The following is a 21,044-nucleotide window of genomic DNA, read 5'->3' as shown; positions in this document are numbered from 1 at the left end:
CTTTTTCAACAGTGGATCATGAACCGCGCTGTCACGGCATCAGCTCCCGCATCGCCGACGACATCGGGCCGCCCTCGGAGCGCTCCGTCTTGCGCCCTTTGCTGCCCGGTGCCAGGGTCCGCGCGTCCACCGCCTCCGCCGGCGCCCCCGTCGCGTACAGCCCGTCGGGGTCGGTGTCCCGGTCGTGCGGGAGCAGCCAGAACACCCGCCGCCGGAACGTGCCGGAGGAGCGGGAGGGCTTGGCGCCCGGTCCCAGCAGCGCGTACCCGACCATCCGACCGTCCCGGTGGTAGGCGGGCCTGCCGCGCCGGGTCGGCAGCCGGTCCAGGCTCTGCCGGACGTAGTCGAGCCCGCTGATGTCCTCGAGCCAGACGAGGTCCACTTCGTGGACGATCTCGTCCTCTGCGATGAGGGCGCTCATGCTGTCTCCTCGTCCGCGAGCAGGCCGATGCCCGGGTAGTACTTGCGCTGGTTGGACAGGATCATTTCCTTGGGCGAGGCCAGTCCCACCACCTCGCGGACCCGAGCCGCGAAGGCCCGGGACGAGATCGCCGGGGCGCCCTCATTGTGGCACCAGCCCCTGTAGGCCGCGTAGAGAGTGGCCTGCTCGGCCCGCAGCTCGGGGTCGAGCCGGCAGGCCTCCCCGATGAAGCGCCCGGTGTGGTCCTCGGTCTCGGCGTACGCCGTGGTCGCGATGCGGACCCGCTCGGGGCCGGTGAGGTCCTTGTCGCCACCCAGGTAGCGGCGGGCGCCCTCGATGAGCCAGTTGAGGATGCCGGGACCCTCCTGGGTGACGAGGACGTCCGCCAGGTTGTCGATCTTGCGGTCGTCGGAGACGACCCGCTCGAACGGGATCAGCCGCATGCGCCGCCAGAACGCGAACCCGCCCGTGCCCACCTCGGGACGGTGGTTGCCCAGCAGCCACAGCTTGTGCGTCGGCTCGAAGCTGAAGAAGTCCTGGCGCATCCGGCGGGCCTTGATCCGGTCGCCGCCGGTGAGCAGCTTGACCCGGGCCTCGTCGAAGCGGTCGCCCGGCTTCACCTCGCTGCACACGATCACCCGCCGGCCGTGCAGTTCGGCGAGGTCGGTCGGGTGGCCCTCGTAGGGCCGGGCCATCAGGAACCCGGGCGGCGCAGCGTCCGCGTAGTCGCCGAGCAGCTTCATCAGGACGTCCAGCAGGACGGACTTGCCGTTCTTGCCGGACCCGAACAGGAACGGCATCACCTGGGCGCCGACGTCCCCGGTCACGGAGTAGCCGAGCAGCAGCTGCAGGAAGTCGATCATCTGCGCGCCCTCCGGCCCCTCGCCGAAGGTGTCGGTCAGGAAGCGGTTCCAGCGCGGCGTGGGCATCGGCTGCGGCGCCGCCGAGGTGGAGCGGGAGTGGAAGTCGTGCGCGGGGTCGGAGGGACGGATGTGGCCGGTCCGCAGGTCCACCACACCGGCGGGCGTGCACAGCGCGTACGGGTCGGCGTCCAGCCGCGCCGCGTTGAGCACCATGCCGGGCGCGGACTTCGCCTGCGCGAGCATGGCGTTCATCCCGCTGGTGCTGAGCGCGCGCCGGCGGTGCTGCTGGAGCGCCGCCGGGGTGTACACGCCGCGGGGGTCGGTGGTGGCGATGGACTCCGCCAGGTCGCCCGCGGCCCACACCGCGGTGTCGTCCTCGTCGATCTGCCAGCGGGTGCAGTCCCAGCGGAACCAGCCGATCCCGGGGACGTGCCGGTAGTCGTTGGAGTAGAGCTTGACGAACAGCTTGGCGTTGCCGCGGTCGGTGAGCGTGTCGGGCAGCAGCCCGTCCGCCGTCGCCTCGCCGTCGGAACCCGCACCACCGGAGCCCAGCACGGCGGACCCCCGCGCCCCGGAAACCGCGACCGGTTCCCCGCCGGCGCCGGAGAACGCCACGGGCACAGCCGCGGCCACAGCCCCGGACAGGCCACCGGCCACAGCCCCGGTCACCGCCCCGGCCTCCCCCGCCTCCCGCGGCGCCGGAACGGCGGGCTGCGCGAGGATCTGCGCCGCCACCGCCTGCACGTCGAACTCGGAGAGCACCCCCTCCTGCTCCCGGCTCATGCCCTGCCCCCCGGCGCCAGCGGGCGCGCGAGCCCCGCCCGCAGCCCGCCGCGGATGATGGCCCCGCAGCGGCCCTCCTGCCCCGGCCGGGCCCGTTCGGCCTCTTCCCGCAGGGCCCGCGTGGCCGCGGCCTCGGTCAGGTGCCCGGAGGCGACCAGTCCGCCCGCGGTGTAGGCGGCCCGGTTCAGCTTCTCGGAGAAGGCGGCCCCCTCGGGGACGCCCGCGCACGCGGCGACCTCGGCGAGCACGCCCGCCAGGACCCGCTGCGCCGCACCCGAGCCGCCGCCGGCCGCGAGTACGGCCTGCCGGGCCCGGGGCGGCACGGCCCGGGGCCCGGTGGCGGCCGCGGGATCGGGCGCGGCCGCGGCCGCGGGATCGGGCGCCAGGTGCCCCGTGCGCTCCAACTCCCGCGCGAGCCAGTCCGGCAGCGGCGCGGGCTCCCGTACGGGCCCCACGGCGCGGTAGGCGCCCGCGCGGGTCACGGTCCCCGGAGCCACGATGTAGCCGCCGCGTGCCCGTACGTCGACCTGCCAGGCCAGGGCCCGGCCGGAGCCCGAACCGGTCGAGCACTGCCAGCGCCGTCCGCCGCCCTGGTACCAGACGTGCAGCCCGCCCGACGGCGTGCGCACGCGCAGCGTCGAGGCGTCCTGGGCCGGGCTGCAAGCACCGCGCAGGGCGGCCAGCACACCGAGCGTGTGGAAGCCGTTGGCGAGGCCCGTCAGATCGATCCCGGCGGAGATCCCGATGCCGGGCAGCAGCCGGTCGCGGCCGGGCAGTTCCCGCTGGTGCGCGTCGACGTCGATGACGACGAGGTCCGCGGGTCCGGTGGCCACGCCGACGCCGAGATCCGGCCGGGCACCCCACCACTGCTCGATCCGGTCCGCGTCGAGCGTGGCCGCGTGGAAGCCGTGGCACCAGCGGCCCGCCCGGAGGCAGCCGCATCCCGCGCGGTCGTGGCCCGGCGCGCGGCACGCCTCGCAGTTGCCCACGGGCGTCTTGCGGCCGGCGGCCAGCGGATGGACCGGCCACCCCTGCCGGGCACACCACTTGGCAGTCGTCACAGGGAGCCCAGCGACCGGCGCAGTTCTCGTGCACTGCGCTGGGTCGCTGCGGGAATCCCGCAGCTCAGCTGCCATTCACATCCCCCATCAGCGACTGAAGCGACTCAACGCCGAAAAATCAGATTAGCGAAACTCCTGGTAGGCGAGGGGCAGTTGAGCCAGAACAGATGTACGCCTCCCCCAGCCGGGCCAGCGACCGGCCGACCCCCCGCCCAGCGACCGGGTCTCCTCCGGTCGCTGGGCGGGTTGCTCACAGAACACCAGGTCACAGACGTACGCAAGCAACGACAGCGACCGAAGCGACCGAAGGTCCGTATATATGACGCACACACACGCACACACGCACGCGCAGGAATGTCCTCATATACCGAAGACTTGGGTCGCTTCAGTCGCTGAGAAGCCCACTCCACCCCTCTGACCTGGGGTTTCTTCCGTACGTACGGAGCGACCGAACGGGCCCCCGGTCGCTCGCTCCCGGTCGCTACCCACCCGTAGCCCCTCTCCGGGCCTGCCCTAGCCCTCCTGGTCCGGGCCTTGAGCGGACAGCGAGCCGCGGCGGCCGAGCGGGCCCGCCGCGACTCGTTTTCGGCCAAGTCCCCCGCCCGGCCTGCGCCCTGTCCCCGGCCTGCGCCCTGTCCCCGGCCGGAGGCCACCACCCGTGCCCCTCAGCCCGCCTGCGCCCCGGCTTCCCCCGTCAGCAGCAGCTTCTTCTGCGGCTTGCCCATCGCGTTGCGCGGCAGCGCCGCCACGAACCGGACCTCCCGCGGGCGCTTGTGCACGGACAGGTGCGCCGCCACGAAGTCGGTGAGCTCCGCGCCGGTGACTCCCTCGGCGACGACGAACGCGACGATGCGCTGGCCGAGGTCCGGGTCCGGGACGCCGACCACGGCCGCCTCGGTCACCTTGGGGTGGTCCAGCAGCGCGTTCTCGATCTCGCCCGCCCCGATCCGGTAGCCGCCCGACTTGATCAGGTCGATGGAGGCCCGGCCCACGATCCGGTGCACCCCGTCCGACTCGTCCACGGCCGCGATGTCACCCGTACGGAACCAGCCGTCCTCGGTGTACGCGGCCGCGGTCGCCTCCGGCCGCCCCAGGTAGCCGGCGAACAAGGTCGGCCCGGTGAGCTGGAGTTCCCCGATCTCGGCGCCCGGCTCGGCGACGATCCGGGTACGGATCCCGGGCAGCGGGGTGCCGACCGTGCCGGGGCGGACCTCCCCGCCCGCCCGGCCGCTGATGGTGATCAGCGTCTCGGTCATGCCGTAGCGCTCCACGGGCCGCAGCCCGGTCAGCCGCTCCAGGTCCCGGAAGACCGGCGCGGGCAGGGCGGCGCTGCCGGAGACCAGCAGCCGGGCCCCGGACAGCGCGGCGGCCGCCCGCGGCGCCCCCGCGATCCGGGACCACACGGTCGGCACCCCGAAATACAGACTGCCGCCCGCCGCCGCGTAGGCCTCGGGCGTGGGCCGCCCGGTGTGGACGAGCCGGCTGCCGGTGCGCAGGGCGCCGAGCACGCCGAGCACCAGGCCGTGTACGTGGAACAGCGGCAGCCCGTGCACCAGGGTGTCCTCGGCGGTCCACTGCCAGGCGCCGGCCAGCGCGTCCAGGTCGGCGGCGAGGGCCGCGCCGCTGAGCACCACGCCCTTGGGCGCGCCGGTGGTCCCCGAGGTGTAGAGGATCATCGCGGGGTCCTCGGGAGCCGGCTCCTTGCCCGACCAGCCGGGGGAGCGCCGGGCGAAGTCCACGTCGACGAGGGCCGCCCCGGAGTCGCGCAGGATGTGCTCGCGCTCGGCCGGCCCGGCGTCGGGCGGCAGCGGGACGAGCGGCACACCGGCCAGCAGCCCGCCGACCGCGGCGGCGACGGTCTCCAGCGAGGCCGTCGCGGTCACCGCGAACGCGGGGGCCCCGGCCACGTCGGCCGCGACCGCGCGGGCGGCGCCGAGGAGGTCCTCGTAGGAGGCGGAGCGGCCGGCGACGGTCACGGCGTCCGGCCGGTCCCCGTACGCCCCGTCGAGCGCGGTCAGCATGGTTGGCATGGTCGGCAACTCCCCTTCGTACCTGGCCTGCACGGCCTGCACGCCGCGCCCAGACTACGGCCGGGGATGCCCCTATGATCGGCGGGACTTGACCGTTCGACGACTGCTCGACGAGCGCTCCGGCGCGAGCCGGGCGGGTGCTTCGACGACTGTGGGGGAGACCGACGTGGAAACGGCACGGTTCGCGTCCTTGATCGCCGCGACGATCACGATGGGCCTCGTCAGCGGCCTGTTCTACGGGTTCTCGGTGTCCGTGATGCCGGGCCTGCGGCGCACCGACGACCGGACGGTCGTCGAGGTGATGCAGCGCATCAACGTGGCGATCCTCAACGGCTGGTTCCTGCTCGGCTACGTCGGCTCCCTCGTCTTCACCGGGCTGGCCCTCGCCCTCTGCCTCCCGGCCGGCGGCCGCGCGGTACTGCCCGCCGTGATCGGCGCGTTCGTCTGCTGCGTCCTGGCGATGGGCATCACGGCCCGGGTGAACATCCCGCTGAACAACGCCCTGGAACAGGCCGGCCCGGTCGACCGGATGGCCGACCCGTCCGCCGTCCGCCAGGCCTTCGAACAGCCGTGGGTACGGGCCAACGTGTGGCGGACGGTGCTGTCCACGGCGGCGTTCGGCCTGCTCGCCTGGGCGCTGGTCCTGCACGGGCAGAGCAGCTAGCCCGTCCCGGTGCCTCCAGGCTCGGGAGAAGTCTTACGCTGAACCCATGATCAGCATTTCAACCTGCCGCCTGGAGCCCGTGACCGCCGCGAACATCGACGCGGTGTGCGCGGTGCAGGTGCGCCCCGATCAGGCGCACCTCGTCTCCCCGGTGGTCAAGTCCCTGGCCGAGGCCTACGTGCACGGGGACGTCGCCTGGCCGCGTGCCGTCGTAGACGGCGATGAGGTGGTCGGCTTCGTCATGGCCTTCCTCGACATCCAGTGGAATCCGGCCGCCGACCCCGCCGACCGGCGCTCCGGCATCTGGCGCCTGAACATCTCCCCCGCCCACCAGGGCAAGGGCTACGGCAGCTTCGCGGTCTCCGCGGTCGTCGAGGAGCTCCGCCGCCGCGGCGCGGCCCGCGCCTACGTCACGTGGGACACGGGCCAGAACACCCCCGAGCCCTTCTACCTGGGCCTGGGCTTCCGCCCCACCGGCGAGCTCAGCGGCGAACAGCGCGTCGGCGAACTCCTCCTGTCCGGGGGCCCGTCCGCCTAAGCGGTCTCGGTGAGCACCACGGTGCGCGGCAGCCCGCACGCGGCGGCCGCCGTCGTGGCCGCCGCCCCCGACCGGAACTCCTGCGGGCTGACGCCCCGTACCCGCTTGAAGGCCGCCGACAGCGCGAACGCGCTGCCGTACCCGACCCGGCGGGCCACCGTCGCGACGGTGGCGTCCGGTTCGCGCAGCAGGTCCGCCGCGAGCGCGAGGCGCCAGCCGGTCAGATAGGCGACCGGCGGCTCGCCCACCACGTCGGTGAACCGCCGCGCCAGCGAAGCCCGGGAGACCCCGGTCCGGAGGGCGAGCTCCTCCACCGTCCACCCGTGCGCCGGGTTCTCGTGCAGCAGCCGCAGCGCCGGGCCGACCACCGGATCGCCCTGCGCCCGGTACCAGGACGGGGCGCCCGATCCCGGGGCCGCGAGCCAGGCCCGCAGCACACCGATCAGCAGCAGGTCGAGCAGCCGGTCCAGGACGATCTCCTGCCCCGGCTCGTCCCGGGAGATCTCCGAGGCGAGCAGGGCGATCAGCGTGGAGTCCGCGGCCCCCGCCGGACGGACCACGATCGTGGGCAGCGCGCCCAGCAGCCGGCGCCCGATCTCGCTCGGCGCCTGGTAGGTGCCGCTCAGCATCACCGCCGAGCCCTCGTCCGGGGGCCCCTCGCCCCAGGTCCGCACGCCCAGCAGCATCGATTCGCTGACGTCCTCGCCCGCCCGCGTACTGCACCGCTGGTCCGGCCCCACCAGGATCTGCACCGGGGTGCCCGGGGCGTCGGCCACCGTGTACGGCGCGGGCCCCCGGACGAGCGCCACGTCCCCGGGGCTGATCCGCACCCGCTCCCCCGCGTCGGGCAGCAGCCACGCCGAGCCGCGCACCATCGTCACCACCGACAGCGGGGCCTGGTCCTCGATGCGCATCGCCCACGGCGGGTTGAGGACGGACTTCTGCAGGAAGGCGCCGCGGGCGCTCGGACCTTCGAGGAGGCCGGTCAGCGTGTCCATATCAGGACCGTACGTCCCAGACCCCGGTCGCGGCCGCCTCCCGGGCGAAGTCGGCGAAGTCCCGGGGCTCGCGCCCCAGCACCTCCCGCACCCCGTCGGCCAGGTGCGCGTTGCGCCCGTCCAGGATCAGGGTGAACAGGTCGGCGAACTCCTCCGGCAGGCCGTTCTCGCGCAGCACCGCCCGGTAGTCCTCGTCGGAGACCGGCACGTAGGCGATCTCCCGCCCGGTCACCTTCGACAGCTCGGCGGCGACGTCGGAGAAGCCGAGCAGGCGCGGGCCCGACAGCTCGTACGTCCTGCCGATGTGCCGGTCGTCGCCCAGGGCGGCCACGACCACGTCGGCGATGTCGTCGGCGTCGACGAAGGGCTCGACGGCGTCCGCGGTCGGCAGCGCGATCTCACCGGCGAGTACGGGCTCCAGGAAGAAGCTCTCGTCGAAGTTCTGGTTGAACCAGCTGGCCCGTACGACGGTCCAGTCGGCGCCGGAGGCCTTCAGGGCCTCCTCGGCACGCTGCGCGGCCTCCTCCCCGCGCCCGGAGAGCAGCACCAGACGGCGCGCCCCGGCGGCCACCGCCGCCTCGGCGAACGCGCCGACCTGCTCGGCGGCGCCCGGGAACCCGAGGTCCGGGTAGTAGGTCACGTACACCCGGTCCACGCCCTCGAGCACGGCCGGCCAGCCGGCGGGCTCGTTCCAGTCGAAGGCCGGGGCCCCGCTCCGGGATCCGATCCGGACCGGCCGCCCCTGGGCGCCGAGCTTCTCGGCGACGCGCCGCCCGGTCTTGCCGGTGCCCCCGATGACGAGGGTGGTGTGCTGTGCGGAGCCCTGCGTGGGGTTGTTCGTCGTCTGCGTCATGAGCACAGTCAAGTCCAGCCACCCGAGACGGAACATAGGCGAAAAGCTCAACTCCATACGCGAGCGTCTCACCGCAGCCCGGACAGCGGCCCCGGCTGCTCCTGCTCCGCCACCACCGGTCGTGGACCTCAAGGTTGGTTGAGGTCAAGCAATATGATCATATGGTGGCATGACCACGAAGACTCTCTACCTGCTCTGCTCCGCGGCCCCGCCCGTCTTCGACGTAGCCCATGTGATCGAGGACGCCCAGGCCCGCGGCTGGGACGTCTGCCTGGGGCTCACCCCCACCGCGGCGCACTGGGTGGCCGGGAGCCTCGACGGACTGGCCGCCCTGACCGGCCACCCGGTGCGCTGGCAGTACAAGATGCCCGGGGAGGACGACGTATGGCCCGCGGCCGACGCCCTGCTCTTCGCCCCCGTCACCTTCAACTCGGTCAACTCCTGGGCCCTCGGCCTCACCGACCGCTTCGCCGTCGGCGTCGCCGCCGAGGCCATCGGCAAGGGCACCCCCGTCGTCGCCATGCCCTGCACGAACGCCGCCCTCGCCGCACACCCCCAGTTCGACCAGTCCCTGGCCGTCCTGCGCACCGCCGGAGTCGAACTCCTCTACGGCGAGACCGGCTTCACCCCCGGCCCGGCCGGCCCCGACGCCCCGCCCCACTTCCCGTGGCAGCTCGCCCTGGACGCCGTGACCCGCGCCGCCGCCGCGCCCCAGTCCTGACAGCGGAGCCCGGGCGCCCGCAGGCCTGTCGCCCCGGGACCTACTCCCCCGTCACCCCGTCGATCGCCTCGCGCAGCAGGTCCGCATGCCCGTTGTGCCGGGCGTACTCCTCGATCATGTGGGTCAGGATGTAGTGGAGCGAGTACGCCTGGTCGCCGAAGTGCCCCGTCACGTCCAGGGATTCGGCGGCCTCCACGATCTTCCGCGACCGCTCACAGGACTCCGCCCAGATCCGGAGCGACTCCGCCGGATCCGCGTCCTCGACGTGGAACTCCGTCCACTCCCCCGCCTCGGTCTTCGGGAAGTAGCCGCCCACGTCCTCCCCGGCCAGGACGTTGCGGAACCAGCCCCGCTCCACCTCCGCCAGATGCCGCACCAGCCCCAGCAGGCTCAGCCCGGACGGGGCCACCGCCTTGCGCCGCAACTGCTCGGCGGTGAGGCCCGCGCACTTCATCATCAAGGTGTCCCGCTGCCACTGCAGGACGCTGGTCAAGGTGGCCCGCTCGTCGCCGTCCAGTACCGGCCGGGTCCTCTGTTCGTCGATCATGGGGCGATCATGGCATCTGCCGGAAGAAGGCGCGCACGTCCCCCACGAGCAGCTCCGGAACCTCCATGGCGGGGAAGTGCCCGCCCCGGTCGTACGAGGTCCAGCGCACGATGTTGTCGGTCCGCGCGGCGATGTGGCGCAGCGGGATGAAGTTGTCCCGGGGGAAGTCGGCCAGCGCGGTCGGAGTCCGCGACACCTCGGGCGGCTGCCCGAAGTAGTCGGCGTGCGCCCGCTCGTAGTAGATCCGGGCGGCGGAGCCGGCGGTCCCGGTCAGCCAGTACAGCGCCACGTTGGTCAGCATCTGGTCCCGGTCGACCGGGCAGCGGGGATCGCTCCACTCGGCGAACTTCTCGCCGATCCAGGCGAGCAGCCCGACCGGCGAATCGTTCAGCCCGTACGCGAGGGTCTGCGGCCGGGTCGCCTGGATGTCGGCGTACCCCTGCCGCTCCCGCGCCCAGACCCGGTACCGCTCCCACGACGCGAGGGCCCGCTCCCGCTCGGCCGGACTCAGCGCGGCCAGCTCCGCCGCGCCCGGCGCCTCGGTCGCCCCGCCCCCCGGCAGCAGGTTCAGATGCACCCCGACCACGTTCCGCGGCCGGATCCGCCCCAGCTCCCGCGAGATCGCGGCTCCCCAGTCGCCGCCCTGCACCCCGTACGCCTCGTACCCGAGCCGCTCCATCAGCACCCCGAAGGCCCGCGCGACCCGCTTGAACTCCCAGCCCGGCTCGGTCGTCGGCCCGGACAGCCCGAAGCCGGGGATGCTCGGCAGCACGAGGTGGAAGGCATCGGCGGGATCCCCGCCGTGCGCCCGCGGATCGGTCAGCGGACCGGCGACCCGCTGGAACTCGACGAACGACCCCGGCCAACCGTGGGTCATCAGCAAGGGCCTGGCCCCCGGCTCGGGCGACCGCAGATGCGCGAAGTGCACCCGGGCCCCGTCGATGACGGTGGTGAACTGCGGCCACCGGTTCAGCCGCGCCTCGGCCGCCCGCCAGTCGTACTCCACGCGCCAGTACTCCACGAGCTCGCGCAGCTCGCCGAGCGGGTAGCCGTACGCCCACCCGACCCCGGGCAACTCGTCGGGCCACCGCACCCGCCCCAGCCGCTCGCCGAGGTCGTCCAGCTCCCCCTGCGGCACATCGAGGCGAAACTCCCGCAGCCCTTCCCCAAGATCGCTCATGCCCCTGATGCTAGGCCGCGCCCTCCCCACCCCGTTAACGCCGTTAACGCTCCGGACCGTTAACGCCGTTAACCCCCGTCGACCGCCCCGGACCGTTAACGCCGTTAACGCCGTTAACGCCGTTAACGGCGGGGCGGACAGCGGGGGCGCGCCTGCGGACCGTTAACGCCGTTAACGGTCCGCGCCCGCAAAAAAACCTGTCGACTGGTATTTTTAACGCCGCCCTGCCTACATTGGCCCCCACGGGGGCCGATCCCGCACAACCCTCAGGAGACGCACACGTGGCACGGGCCAGGCAGGAACGGGCGGAGATCACCCGGCAGGCGATCCTGCACGGCGCGGCCATCGCCTTCGACCGCGCCGGCTTCGACGGCACCAGCCTCAGCGACGTCGTCCGGCACGCCGGGGTCACCAAAGGCGCCCTGTACTTCCACTTCCAGTCCAAGGAAGCCCTCGCCCGCACCCTGATGGACGAGCAGTTCCGGGTCTCCCAGGACGTCCCCGCCATCGAGAACCCCGGGCTCCAGACGGTCATCGACCTGACCCACCAGATGGCGTTCGGGCTGCGCACCAACGTCCGCATCCGGGCCGGCATCCGGCTGGTCGTCGAGTTCGGCTCCTTCACCCGCCCCGACCCCGCCCCGTACGACACCTGGATCGACACCTGTGTCAGCTGCCTGACACCGGCCCAGGAACGCGGCGACGTCCTGCCCTCGCTGAATGTGCGCGTCGTCTCCACCTTCCTGGTCGGCGCGTTCACCGGCATCCAGGTCGCCTCGCACGTCCGCAGCGGCCGCGAAGACCTCCACGACCGCGTCCTCGATCTGTGGAACCTGGCGCTGCCCGGGATCGTCCCTGCGGACAGGATCCCCCAGTTCGATCCGGCGGGCTCGCCCGAGTGCCGGGCCGAACTCGCTCTGCCCGCCTGACGGCGACTCCAGGGCGGCCTCGCACACGCCGTGGTGAACCACGGGGGTGCTCGCTACGGCGTGTGCGAGGCCGCCCTGTCGCGCATCCGGAACCAGAAGCGCGCCATTTCGTTAGCAAAACCCAAGCGTGGCGCTCACGCGCACCCCTGAACGTTAGTAAAGTCCCTCCCATGACTTCGCCCTCGTCTCAGAGCGACCGAGAGAAGGTCGTCTCCAAACTTCCCCCGTGGCTGCGCCAGGAGTTGAAAATCCGCACCGCCCAACTGCGGGTGGACATCCAGGACGCCGTCCACCAGGGGATCAGCCACTGGAGCGCGCTCGCCTCCGCCCCCTCCCCCGTCGACACCTCCGGCGCCGAATCGTTCTCCACCTGGCTCCCCGCAGGCCAGTGGGAGTCCTTCCGCACCGACTCCAAGCACCGCGGCGTCTCCCTCATCCAGGGACTCGCCCAGGCCGTCAGCCTCTGGCTGGAGCTGAACCCGGCCCCCACGGTCAAGCGGCCCTCCGTCGTACGCCGCATCATCGTGTGCAACCAGAAGGGCGGGGTCGGCAAGACCGCCATCACCGCCGGCACGGCCGAGGCCCTCGCCGAGGACCCCTCGACCCTGCACCCGGTGCGCATCGCCCGCCAACTCGCCCGCCTCACCGCGGACGAGGAACAGCAGCCGGACCCGGCGCCCACCACCCCCCTGGACCTGGAAGACCTCCCGGGCCTGGGCATGCGCGTGCTGCTCATCGACTTCGACCCCCAGGGCCACCTCACCAAGCAGCTCGGCCAGCAGCCGCTCCCCATCGGCGGCGACAGCCTCACCTGCCACATGGCCGGCGAGGCCAAGGGCCCCCTGGCCGACCTGATCGTCCCCATCGCGGACGAGCGCTTCGGCGACCGGCTGCACATCCTCCCCGCCTGCACGGACGCCTTCCTCCTCGACGTCCGCCTCTCCACCGTCCGCGCCCGCGAGGCCGCCCTCGAACGGGCCCTGGCCCCCGTCGAGTCCGACTACGACGTCATCCTCGTCGACTGCCCCCCGAGCCTCGGCCTGAGCATGGACGCCGCCATCTACTACGGGCGCCGCCGCGACGCCGAACAGCCGGGCGCCTCCGGCGCGCTGATCGTCGTACAGGCGGAGGACTCCTCGGCGGACGCCTACGACCTCCTCACCTCCCAGATCAACGATCTGCGCGACGACCTCAGCCTCGACATCGACTACCTCGGCCTCGTCGTCAACCTCTACGACGGCCGCCGCGGCTACATCGCGACCTCCTCGCTCCAGGCCTGGATGGACATAAAGGATCCGCGGGTCGTCGCCATCGTCCCGGACCTCAAGGAACAGCGCGAAGCCGTCCGCGTGAAGCAGCCCCTCTTCGTCTACGCCCCCAAGGGCGACCAAGCGGTCGCCCTGCGCGCCCTCGCCCGGGAGATCTCATGAGCAGCAAGGCCGACAAACTCGGAGTCTCGGCATCCTTCGCCCGGGCCCAGCCGGTCGGCGTCAGCTCCCGCCGCGCGGCGATCGCGGAGGCCACCGGCGCACCCACCTCCGGCGTGGTCCCCCCGTCCGAGGTGCCCATCGAGGCCCTCGCCCACAACCCCTTCAACCTCCGCGAGGACCTCACGGAGATCGACGAGCTGGCCCAGTCCCTCATCGCCCGCGGCCAGCTCCAGCCCCTCGCCGTCGCCACCCGCATGGCCTTCATGGAGGCCCATCCGGGCGCCACCGACGGCCTGGGTCGCGCCCCGTACGTCGTGATCGACGGCAACCGCCGCCTGGCCGCGGCCCAGCTGGCCGGCCTCAAGACCCTGCACATCCACGTGAACGACGCCCTGTCCGCGTCAGCGGCGGACATCCTCGAGTCGGCCCTGATCGCCAACGTCCACCGGGTGGACGTGGCGCCGATGGACCAGGCCCGCGCCCTCCAGGAACTCGTCGACGTCCACGGCTCCCAGGCCCAGGTCGCCAAGCGCCTCGGCAAGACGGCGGCCTGGGTCTCCCAGCGCCTGACCCTCCTGAACCTCACCCCCACCCTCCAGGAGAAGGTGGAGACGGGCGAGCTCAAGGTCGAACCGGCCCGCCGCATCGGCCGCCTCCCCCAGGAGGCCCAGGAGGCCGCCGCGGAACAGACGATCAACACGGTCAATCCCCCCCGCCAGCGCACCCCCCACCCCGTTAACGGCGTTAACGCCGTTAACTCCCCACCCACCCCCTCCACTCCCCCCACCCCCGCCCCCACCCCCCGCATCACGATCTCCACGATCTCCCCGGAGACGATCGCGGACGCCCTCACGGCACACCTCACCCCGGACGACCTCAAGGCCGTCACGGAACTCCTCATGCAGCGCATCTGAGGGCACCACCCACGCCGGGGGCGCTGACGGCATTAACGCCGTTAACGCCCCCACGTGTGTTTCATGTGCGTTCAGCGGTGCGATTCGCATAGGCTGCCCTCCGGAGGTACCCATGCCGAACGAACAAGAGAGCCTCTTCGCAGCGGTCGACGCACTGCTCGAGGAAGCCGCCCAGGACCCGCTCCCGCACCCGGACGAACGCAAACGCCTCCGCGAGGCCGCGGGCCTGAGCCAGGACCAGATCGCCAAGGCCCTCCTCGTCCGCCGCGAAACGGTCACCTCCTGGGAAACGGGCCGCACCGCCCCCCGCCCCCCGAAGCGCGCGGCCTACGCCCGCCTCCTGGAGGGCCTCTCCACCCTCCACCCCGTTGACGCCGTTAACGCCGTCAACGGCGAAACACACCCGCACTCCCCCACCCCCATTAACGGCGTTAACGCCGTTAACACCGGGACACCCCCGCAGCCCTCCCCCGCCCTTAACGGCGTTAACGGCGTTAACGCCGTTAACGGTGAAGCCCCCCCGGCCCCGAGCACTGAAGCCGAGCCCCCCTCCCCCGCCCCCACGGGCGCCGGGGCGCAGCCCCCAGCCCCCACCCCCGGCCCGGAGGGCCAGCCCTCCCCCCCGGGGTCTGGGGCGGAGCCCCAGTTTCGGGAAGGGGCGGGTAGGGGAACAGCGCCGCAGGCCCCCGCCCCCCACCCAGCCCCAGCCCCGGTACCGGCACCAGCCCCGGCCAAGGCACCGGCCCCGGCCCCGGCCAAGGCCGCCAAGCCCCCCACCCCCCCGGGAGGCCACGGCCCCCTGGCCGTCCTCGACGGCACCGGCCAAGCCCACACCACCGGCGGCCTCATCCTCGACCACCCCGCCAAGGACCTCCCCGCCCTCATCACCTGGGCCCTCGGCCCCACCGCGGACCTCCGCTCCCCCCGACTCCACCGCAACGGCCGGGACGGCGACCCCCTCCTCGTCCTCACGGCCCCCGCCGTGGAACAGCTCGGCCTGCCCCTCGCCCTAGAGGACCGCCGCGGACTCCGCCTGCCCGACAACCACCCCGTCATCAAGCAGCTCACCAAGGCCAAGTGGCAGCTCACCCGCCGCGGCTTCGGCCCCTGGGCGCGCATCTACCGGCCGGCCACCCCCACCACCGGCCGCCAGTGCGTCCAGCTCGCCGTCCTCCCCTGGGGCGCCCTCGACCCGCGCGCCTGGGGCGAGGACACCGCCGACCTCCCTGCCCCCGAACTCGCCGCGCTCCTCACCACCTACGCCACCCGCGTCCTGACCCCCCGCGGCTCCACCGCCGTCACCGGCCTGGAGCTCATGACGGCGCTGCGTCCCCCCACCCGCGCCGCCCGCAACCCCGCGACCAACACCTGGGAATCGGCCCCCGTCGCCGGCTCCCTCACCCACCCCGTCGACCCCGCTCCCCCGGAGGCCCCCGACGAGCACCCGGTGGTCGCCGCCCTCTACCCGCGCTCCCACCAGCGCACCCCGGACCAGGTCCTCGACGAGGAGGCGTACGACTGGATCCGCGACCCGGAGCTCCTCACCGACGCCGAGTGCGCCCGCACCCACGCCGTCGGCATCGACGTGAACATGGCCTTCGCCGCCGCCGCGAACCGCCTCACCGTCGGCCTCGGCCCCGCAACGCACCGTACGAGCCCCCGCTTCGACCCGAAGACCCCCGGCTGCTGGCTCGCCGACCTCTCCTCCCTCCGCCTCGACCCCCGGCTGCCCAGCCCCTTCACCCCCCACGGCAAGCCCCCGACCGGCCCCGCCTGGTACGCCACCCCGACCCTCGCCTACGCGCAGGAGCTCGGCCACGAGGTCCACCCCGCCGAGGCCTGGCTCCGCCTCGACCACGGCCCGTACCTCGACGCCTGGTACACCCGCCTGCGCGACGCCTACATGGCGACGATGGCGGACCTCGGCATCACCCCGGCCCTCACCGAGGAGGCGTTCCTCCAGGCGATGGAGGCCCGCGCGGACCACCACAGCCCCGTCCCCGCAGCGGTCCTCTCGGCGATCAAGTCCACCGTCAAGGGCGGCATCGGCAAACTCCGCGAACGCCCCCAGGGCGCCGGCTACCGCCCCGGCGAGCGCTGGCCCGCCCTCGAACGCCCCACCTGGCGCCCCGACATCCGCGCCGCGGTCATCGCCACGGCCCGCGTCAACATGCACCGCAAGATGAACAAGCTCGCCACCACCGCGGGCCTGCACCCCATCGCGGTCCTCTCGGACTGCGCCGTCTACCTCTCCGACGGCCCCAGCCCCCTGGACTTCCTCCCCCGCACCCCCGAGGGCAAGCCCCTCCCCGGCGGCTTCCGCATCGGCGTCAGCCCCGGCATGGTCAAGCACGAGGGAACCCAGAGCCTGCTGTGGGCCGTGCAGATGCTCGACGAACACCTCAACCCCGCCCGCCACATCAAGGGCCACGACGCAGCGGCAGACGGCGAGTAACCCATGCCAGACGACATCTCCGACAGCCTGACCAAGGCCGACACCCTGCACTTCACCCGCCCGATCCCCAAGTCGGCGGGAGCCCAGGTGCGCTTCCTGCTGAAGCAGCTGAAGACCACGCGAGCGGTCGCCTCGGCCCTCGGCATCTCCCAGCGCACGGTCGAGCGGTACGTCAAGAACCAGATCAGGCAGCCCAAGCCCGAACTCGCCGCCCGCCTGGAGGCCGAGGTACGCAGGCGCTGGCAGCCCCTGGTCCGCAAGCGCGCCCGCGCCAGGGCCGCGTCCACCACCGGGCTGGTCATCGAGACCCGCGCCCGCTTCGGCTTCACCGCCGCCCCCGGCACCACCGACGACGGCCGCATGCGCCGCATCACCCAGCACCTGCCCCCGGAGTACGCGGCCCGCCTCTTCGCCGCCCAGGAAGCCGGCGCCGCCGAGCCCCGGCTGCGCCAGATCGCGGCCGAGGCCCTCCAGGAGATCTATTTCAAGGACAACGGCGCCCGCGCGTCGAACCTCCTGGTCGAGTTCACGGACATCGACTACGTCGACTTCGCCTTCTGAGGGACCGAAAGGGTCCGAAGGGACTCAAGGGACCGAACTTCGCCATTACCTTCGAACAATTCCGGCCACCCCGCCCACCTCAACCCGGAGGAACCCCGGCAACCACCGAAAAGCCCCCCACAGGGACCGAAGGGACCAGAGGGACCAAAAGCCCGAACTCAGGCAACAGTCGGCGTGGACAGCCCGCGCTGCGACCGCTCGGTCTTCCTGCCGACCTGCCTCGGCTCGATCGTCCGCGGGTCCACGGCCTCGCCCGGCGCGCCCTCCCGGTACAGCCCGTGCGGCTCGGCGTCCCGGTCGTGCGGCAGGAGGTAGAAGACGCGCCGCTTCTGCAGACCGCTGTCGGGGTCCGCCTCCGCGGTGTCACCGAGCTCGGTGAAGCCGATCATGCGGCCGTCGCGGTGGTAGCGCGGCTTCCCCCGACGGCGAGGAGTCTTGTCCAGGGCCTGGCGCACGTAGTCGAGCTCTGCGGGATCCTCCAGCCACACCACTTTGTCCTCGTGGGCGAGATCGCTTGCTGTCAGTAGCGAGCTCATGGCCTGGGTCCTTCCTCGTTCACGTCGGCCCTTTCGGGCCCCTGGTTCCTCCACGCCGCGAACGGCGCCGATTCCGGTATGCGACAGGGCCCTGCGGGCCACAGCCGGCTGGTGGGTCTGTTCATCGTCCTTGTCCATCGTAGGCGTGCCCGTCCCGGGGCGGGGGCACACGTCGGCCAGTCAGGTCGTGCCTGCCCTGTTCGCCTCGCGCGGCGTCGGCTCTTCGTCGGCGAGGAGGGCCAGGCCGGGATAGAACTTCTGCCCGTTCGAACGGAGCATCTCATTGGGCGAGGCGACACCGACCTCGGCGCGGATCCGGGTGGCGAACGCGCGGGTGGTCGCAGGACGCAGGCCCTCGCCGTCGAGACACCAGGCACTGTAGGCGCGGTACAGGGCCCCCTGCTCGACCTTGAGGTCACGGGGATCGGGAAGGTCCGCCCCCGTGGTGCAGCATTCGGCGAGGAACCGCCCGATGTGGTCCTCGGTCGTGGCGTACGCCTGGGTGGCCGTACGGACCACGCTGGGCCCGGTCAGAGCCGGCTTGCCGGCGAGATAGGCCTTCGCTCCCTGGATCATCCAGTGGAGGATGCCCGGACCCTCCTCCTGGACGAGCGCCTCCGCCAGGTTGTCGATCTTGCGGTGGTCGGGGACGACCTTCTCGAAGGGGATCAGCCTGATCCGCCGCCAGAAGGCGTGCCCGCCGGTGCCGACCTCCGGACGGTGGTTCCCCAGCAGCCACAGCTTGTGCGTCGGCTCGAAGCTGAAGAAGTCCTGCCGCATGCGGCGGGCCTTCAGCCGGTCACCACCCGTCAGGAGCTTGACGCGGGCCTCGTCGAACTTGTCGTGCGGCTTGAGCTCGCTGCAGACGAACAGGCGCCGGCCGTGGAGCTCCGTCAGCTCGGTGGAGTGCTCGTTGAACTTGCCGCGCTCCATGAGGAAGCCCGGCGGGGCCACGTCCGCGTAGTCGCCGAGGATCTTGATGACCACGTCCAGCAGGGCCGACTTGCCGTTGGCGCCGACCCCGTAGAGGAAGGGCAGGACCTGCCCGCCGACATCGCCGGTGATGGAGTAGCCGAGCAGGAGATGAAGAAAGTTGATCATCTCCTTGCCCTTGTCGTCGTCGCCGAACGTCTGGTCGAGGAAGAGGTGGAACCGGGGCGTCGGCATGGCCTCCGGCGCCAGATGGGTGGCGCGGGAGTGCAGGTCCCGGGTCGGGTCGGGCTTGTGCAGATCGCCCGTACGCAGGTCCACCACACCGGCCGGGGTGCACAGCGCGTACTTGTCGCCGTCCAGGGTGTCCGGGTCCAGCGCGAGTTCGGGGGACGCCTTCGCCTGGGTGAGCATGGCCTTCACCCCCGAGGTCGACATGGCGCGCTTGCGGTGGTGGGCCAGCTCCCGGTCGGTGAAGAACCCGCGCGGGTCATGGCCCGGCAGGTCCTCCGCCATGTCGCCGGCCGCCCAGATCGCGGCCTTCTCCCCGCCCGTGCGCTTCCAGCGGTACTCGTCCCACACGTACCAGCCCAGTCCCTCCACATGCCGGAACCGGTTGTGGTGGAGGTGGGCGAACAGCTTGGCGTTGCCGCGGTCGGTCAGGTTCTGCAGCAGCCCCGACGAGATGAAGTCGCTGCCCCCGCCCGCCGGCGGGGCCCCGCTCTGCTTCTGCTGCGCGGGCAGCCGCCTGCCGGGCGCGGCTTCCGTGGTGAACGCGGCGAGCTGTTCGGCCGCGGCCTGGGCGTTGAACCCCGTGCTTCCGGCGCTGCTCATGGGCGTTCCTTGGGGTGGATCGGTCGGTCTCTTCCGGCGCGGAGCCCTGCCTCGACGATGAGGACGTTCCGGCGCGGCTGGTGGGGTCGTGCGTGGTCCGCGGCTTCCAGGAGCAGGCCCCGGCACTCGTCGGCGGTGAGATGGCCCGCGGCGACCAGCCCCCCGGCGGTGAAGGCGGCCCGGTTGAGCTTCTCGCTGAACGCGGTCCCCTCGGGGCTGGCCCCGCAGGCCCGCACCTCGTCCAGCAGGGAGCCGAGGACGCGCTGTCCGCCCCTCCGGGGCCGCCGCCCCCGCGAACGCCCCTCAGAAGCCCTCTCAGGGCCGCTCACGGACGCCGTGGGGGCCGCGGGGGCCGTTTCCACCGTGTGGCCGGTACGGGAGAGTTCGGCGGCGAGCCACAACGGCAGGGCGGCGGGCAGCCTGGCCCCGGGCAGCGGCTCGTAGACACCCGCGGCGGTGCGCGTCGTCGGAGCCACGATGTAGCCGCCGACGGCACGGACGTCGACCTGCCAGGCGAGCGCCACCTTGGAACTCGAGCCGCTGGAACACCGGAACCCCGGGCCGCCCCGAGGCGCCCGGTACCAGATGTGCATGCCCCCGGACGGTGTGCGCACCCGCAGGGTCGAGGTGTCCTCGCAGGGATGGGGCCGGGAACGGTACGCGGCCAGGAGCGCCAAGGTGTCGAATCCGCTCTGCAGTCCGGTCAGGTCGACGCGGTCGTCGATGGGGATGCCGGGCAGCAGCCGCTGCCGGTCGGGCAGGGTCGCCGTGTGGGCGTCGACGTCGATGACCACGAGTCCGGCAGGGCCGCAGGACACCCCGATGCCGAAGCCCGGCTCGGTCTGCCACCACTGCCGCAGCGTACGGAGGTCCGTGGTGGCCGCGTGGAACCCGTGGCACCACCGGCCCTGGGCGGGGCACAAGCAGTCCTGCGGGGAGTGCAGGCTCCCCCGGCAGTCGGCACAGTTGGGGGCCGGCGTCTTGGTCCCCGGGGCCAGCGGGTGCACCGGATAGCCCCGCGCGGCCATCCACGTCGCCACGTCCAGTGCCGTCCCGCCACTCACACCTCGTGGCGGATGCTCGGAATAGACGGGCACTGGCTCTTCCTTGACGCGCGGTTAGGGACGGTTCCTCCCGTCCCGGACCCTGCACCTCAGGGACCAGAGGGACTGAAGATTCACTATCTCGGAGATTACCGCAGAGCTCCCGGCCACTCGGGCTCGACGTCCGCTGTATCGAGACTTGAGTCCCTTCAGTCCCTCGGTCCCTGAGCTTCTACGCCGCCATGTCCCCCCGGCTGCTCTCTTCCGTCGCCATCCCCTCCCGGGCGTGTCGCACTCCTGCCCCTCCCGCCCACTTCCGCAAGAGCGCGTCCCCACCCCCCACCGATGACCCGATATGCCCACATCTGCCCCCAGGTACTGAAGCTCCAGACCCTCGTTCAGTCCCTGCGCATTCAGTCCCTGGACAAAGATGCAGGTCAGGGCCTTGTAAGCCAAATCTCAGGGACTGAAGGGACTCAGAATCACTACTTCCAGTCCTCAGGTGTGTGCGTGTATGCGCGCGTATATAAGAAGACTGCATGTGCATATGTGGCTCATAACTACGAAGTTGAGTCCCTTCAGTCCCTGAGTCCCTGCCCGCACCACGCTGACCTGCAGGTTTATGCAGTGACTGAAGGGGCAGGGACCGAAGGGTCCGAACCGGCCTTCAGCCCCTAGCCGGGGAGGGAGCCCCGAGGGAGGGGCCGAACCCCCTACAACCACGCAGGGACTGAACGCTGACGGAGACCGCTG

Annotated in this window: 19 protein-coding genes; 8 read left to right on the top strand and 11 right to left on the bottom strand. The window is 72.4% G+C overall.

Going from position 1 to position 21,044, the window contains the following annotated elements:
• Positions 1-31: 31 nt before the first annotated feature.
• The 4 genes from AB0D66_RS27165 to AB0D66_RS27150 all read right to left on the bottom strand — a co-directional run bounded on the left by AB0D66_RS27165 (position 32) and on the right by AB0D66_RS27150 (position 5,149).
• Positions 32-421, bottom strand: coding sequence for a DUF6009 family protein (locus tag AB0D66_RS27165; protein ID WP_069924478.1), 390 nt, complete (start codon positions 419-421; stop codon positions 32-34).
• On the bottom strand, positions 418-2,067 hold the full coding sequence (locus AB0D66_RS27160) for a phage/plasmid primase, P4 family (RefSeq protein ID WP_362308742.1): 1,650 nt from the start codon (positions 2,065-2,067) through the stop codon (positions 418-420). Before AB0D66_RS27160 ends, AB0D66_RS27165 begins: the two co-directional genes overlap by 4 nt.
• The gene (locus AB0D66_RS27155; RefSeq protein WP_362308740.1) at positions 2,064-3,128 is read right to left on the bottom strand and encodes a bifunctional DNA primase/polymerase; all 1,065 of its coding nucleotides are present in this window, start codon (positions 3,126-3,128) and stop codon (positions 2,064-2,066) included. The genes AB0D66_RS27160 and AB0D66_RS27155 overlap by 4 nt, the downstream gene beginning before the upstream one ends.
• Positions 3,129-3,793: 665 nt before the next feature.
• Positions 3,794-5,149 carry an AMP-binding protein gene (locus tag AB0D66_RS27150; RefSeq protein ID WP_362308828.1) on the bottom strand — a complete coding sequence of 452 codons (1,356 nt, stop codon included), beginning with the start codon at positions 5,147-5,149 and terminating at the stop codon, positions 3,794-3,796.
• Between the two features lie 97 nt (positions 5,150-5,246).
• Here AB0D66_RS27150 and AB0D66_RS27145 point away from each other — a divergent pair, with 97 nt between their 5' ends.
• Both AB0D66_RS27145 and AB0D66_RS27140 read left to right on the top strand, forming a co-directional pair.
• Complete coding sequence (locus AB0D66_RS27145; protein WP_362308737.1) at positions 5,247-5,822, top strand: DUF1772 domain-containing protein; 576 nt, start codon at positions 5,247-5,249, stop codon at positions 5,820-5,822.
• A gap of 46 nt (positions 5,823-5,868) precedes the next feature.
• Positions 5,869-6,360, top strand: a complete 492-nt coding sequence (locus AB0D66_RS27140; protein ID WP_362308734.1) for a GNAT family N-acetyltransferase — start codon at positions 5,869-5,871, stop codon at positions 6,358-6,360.
• Here AB0D66_RS27140 and AB0D66_RS27135 read toward each other — a convergent pair.
• Both AB0D66_RS27135 and AB0D66_RS27130 read right to left on the bottom strand, forming a co-directional pair.
• Entirely contained in the window at positions 6,357-7,358 is a 1,002-nt protein-coding gene (locus AB0D66_RS27135; protein ID WP_362308731.1) for an AraC family transcriptional regulator, read from the bottom strand. The genes AB0D66_RS27140 and AB0D66_RS27135 overlap by 4 nt on opposite strands.
• 1 nt (position 7,359) lies before the next feature.
• Positions 7,360-8,211, bottom strand: coding sequence for an NAD(P)H-binding protein (locus AB0D66_RS27130; RefSeq protein ID WP_362308728.1), 852 nt, complete (start codon positions 8,209-8,211; stop codon positions 7,360-7,362).
• Between the two features lie 169 nt (positions 8,212-8,380).
• On the opposite strand from AB0D66_RS27130, the gene AB0D66_RS27125 reads away from it, so the two are divergent.
• Positions 8,381-8,932, top strand: a complete 552-nt coding sequence (locus AB0D66_RS27125; RefSeq protein ID WP_362308725.1) for a flavoprotein — start codon at positions 8,381-8,383, stop codon at positions 8,930-8,932.
• 40 nt (positions 8,933-8,972) lie between these two features.
• On the opposite strand, the gene AB0D66_RS27120 is transcribed toward AB0D66_RS27125, so the two are convergent.
• Entirely contained in the window at positions 8,973-9,479 is a 507-nt protein-coding gene (locus AB0D66_RS27120) for a DinB family protein (protein WP_362308722.1), read from the bottom strand.
• Positions 9,480-9,486: 7 nt separating this feature from the next.
• Positions 9,487-10,659 carry an epoxide hydrolase family protein gene (locus tag AB0D66_RS27115; protein ID WP_362308719.1) on the bottom strand — a complete coding sequence of 391 codons (1,173 nt, stop codon included), beginning with the start codon at positions 10,657-10,659 and terminating at the stop codon, positions 9,487-9,489.
• Between the two features lie 281 nt (positions 10,660-10,940).
• Between AB0D66_RS27115 and AB0D66_RS27110 the strand changes: the two genes are divergently transcribed.
• The 5 genes from AB0D66_RS27110 to AB0D66_RS27090 all read left to right on the top strand — a co-directional run bounded on the left by AB0D66_RS27110 (position 10,941) and on the right by AB0D66_RS27090 (position 16,948).
• Positions 10,941-11,588, top strand: coding sequence for a ScbR family autoregulator-binding transcription factor (locus AB0D66_RS27110; RefSeq protein ID WP_362308716.1), 648 nt, complete (start codon positions 10,941-10,943; stop codon positions 11,586-11,588).
• 170 nt (positions 11,589-11,758) lie between these two features.
• Positions 11,759-13,018 carry a ParA family protein gene (locus AB0D66_RS27105; RefSeq protein ID WP_362308713.1) on the top strand — a complete coding sequence of 420 codons (1,260 nt, stop codon included), beginning with the start codon at positions 11,759-11,761 and terminating at the stop codon, positions 13,016-13,018.
• The gene (locus AB0D66_RS27100) at positions 13,015-13,932 is read left to right on the top strand and encodes a ParB/RepB/Spo0J family partition protein (protein ID WP_362308711.1); all 918 of its coding nucleotides are present in this window, start codon (positions 13,015-13,017) and stop codon (positions 13,930-13,932) included. The genes AB0D66_RS27105 and AB0D66_RS27100 overlap by 4 nt, the downstream gene beginning before the upstream one ends.
• 112 nt (positions 13,933-14,044) lie before the next feature.
• Positions 14,045-16,387 (top strand): helix-turn-helix domain-containing protein, encoded by a 2,343-nt coding sequence (locus AB0D66_RS27095; protein WP_362308708.1) that lies wholly within the window; start codon positions 14,045-14,047, stop codon positions 16,385-16,387.
• Between the two features lie 3 nt (positions 16,388-16,390).
• Entirely contained in the window at positions 16,391-16,948 is a 558-nt protein-coding gene (locus AB0D66_RS27090) for an XRE family transcriptional regulator (protein ID WP_362308705.1), read from the top strand.
• Between the two features lie 158 nt (positions 16,949-17,106).
• Here AB0D66_RS27090 and AB0D66_RS27085 read toward each other — a convergent pair whose 3' ends face one another.
• The 3 genes from AB0D66_RS27085 to AB0D66_RS27075 all read right to left on the bottom strand — a co-directional run bounded on the left by AB0D66_RS27085 (position 17,107) and on the right by AB0D66_RS27075 (position 20,288).
• Entirely contained in the window at positions 17,107-17,484 is a 378-nt protein-coding gene (locus AB0D66_RS27085; protein WP_069924491.1) for a DUF6009 family protein, read from the bottom strand.
• Positions 17,485-17,664: 180 nt separating this feature from the next.
• Entirely contained in the window at positions 17,665-19,248 is a 1,584-nt protein-coding gene (locus AB0D66_RS27080; RefSeq protein WP_362308701.1) for a phage/plasmid primase, P4 family, read from the bottom strand.
• Entirely contained in the window at positions 19,245-20,288 is a 1,044-nt protein-coding gene (locus AB0D66_RS27075; RefSeq protein ID WP_362308825.1) for a bifunctional DNA primase/polymerase, read from the bottom strand. Before AB0D66_RS27075 ends, AB0D66_RS27080 begins: the two co-directional genes overlap by 4 nt.
• Between the last annotated feature and the right edge of the window lie 756 nt (positions 20,289-21,044).

Source organism: Streptomyces sp. NPDC048270, from assembly GCF_040652335.1.
In the GTDB taxonomy this organism is placed as follows: Bacteria; Actinomycetota; Actinomycetes; order Streptomycetales; family Streptomycetaceae; genus Streptomyces.
Note: the sequence above shows the minus strand (reverse complement) of the source record. Positions and strands in the feature narration are given on the sequence as shown.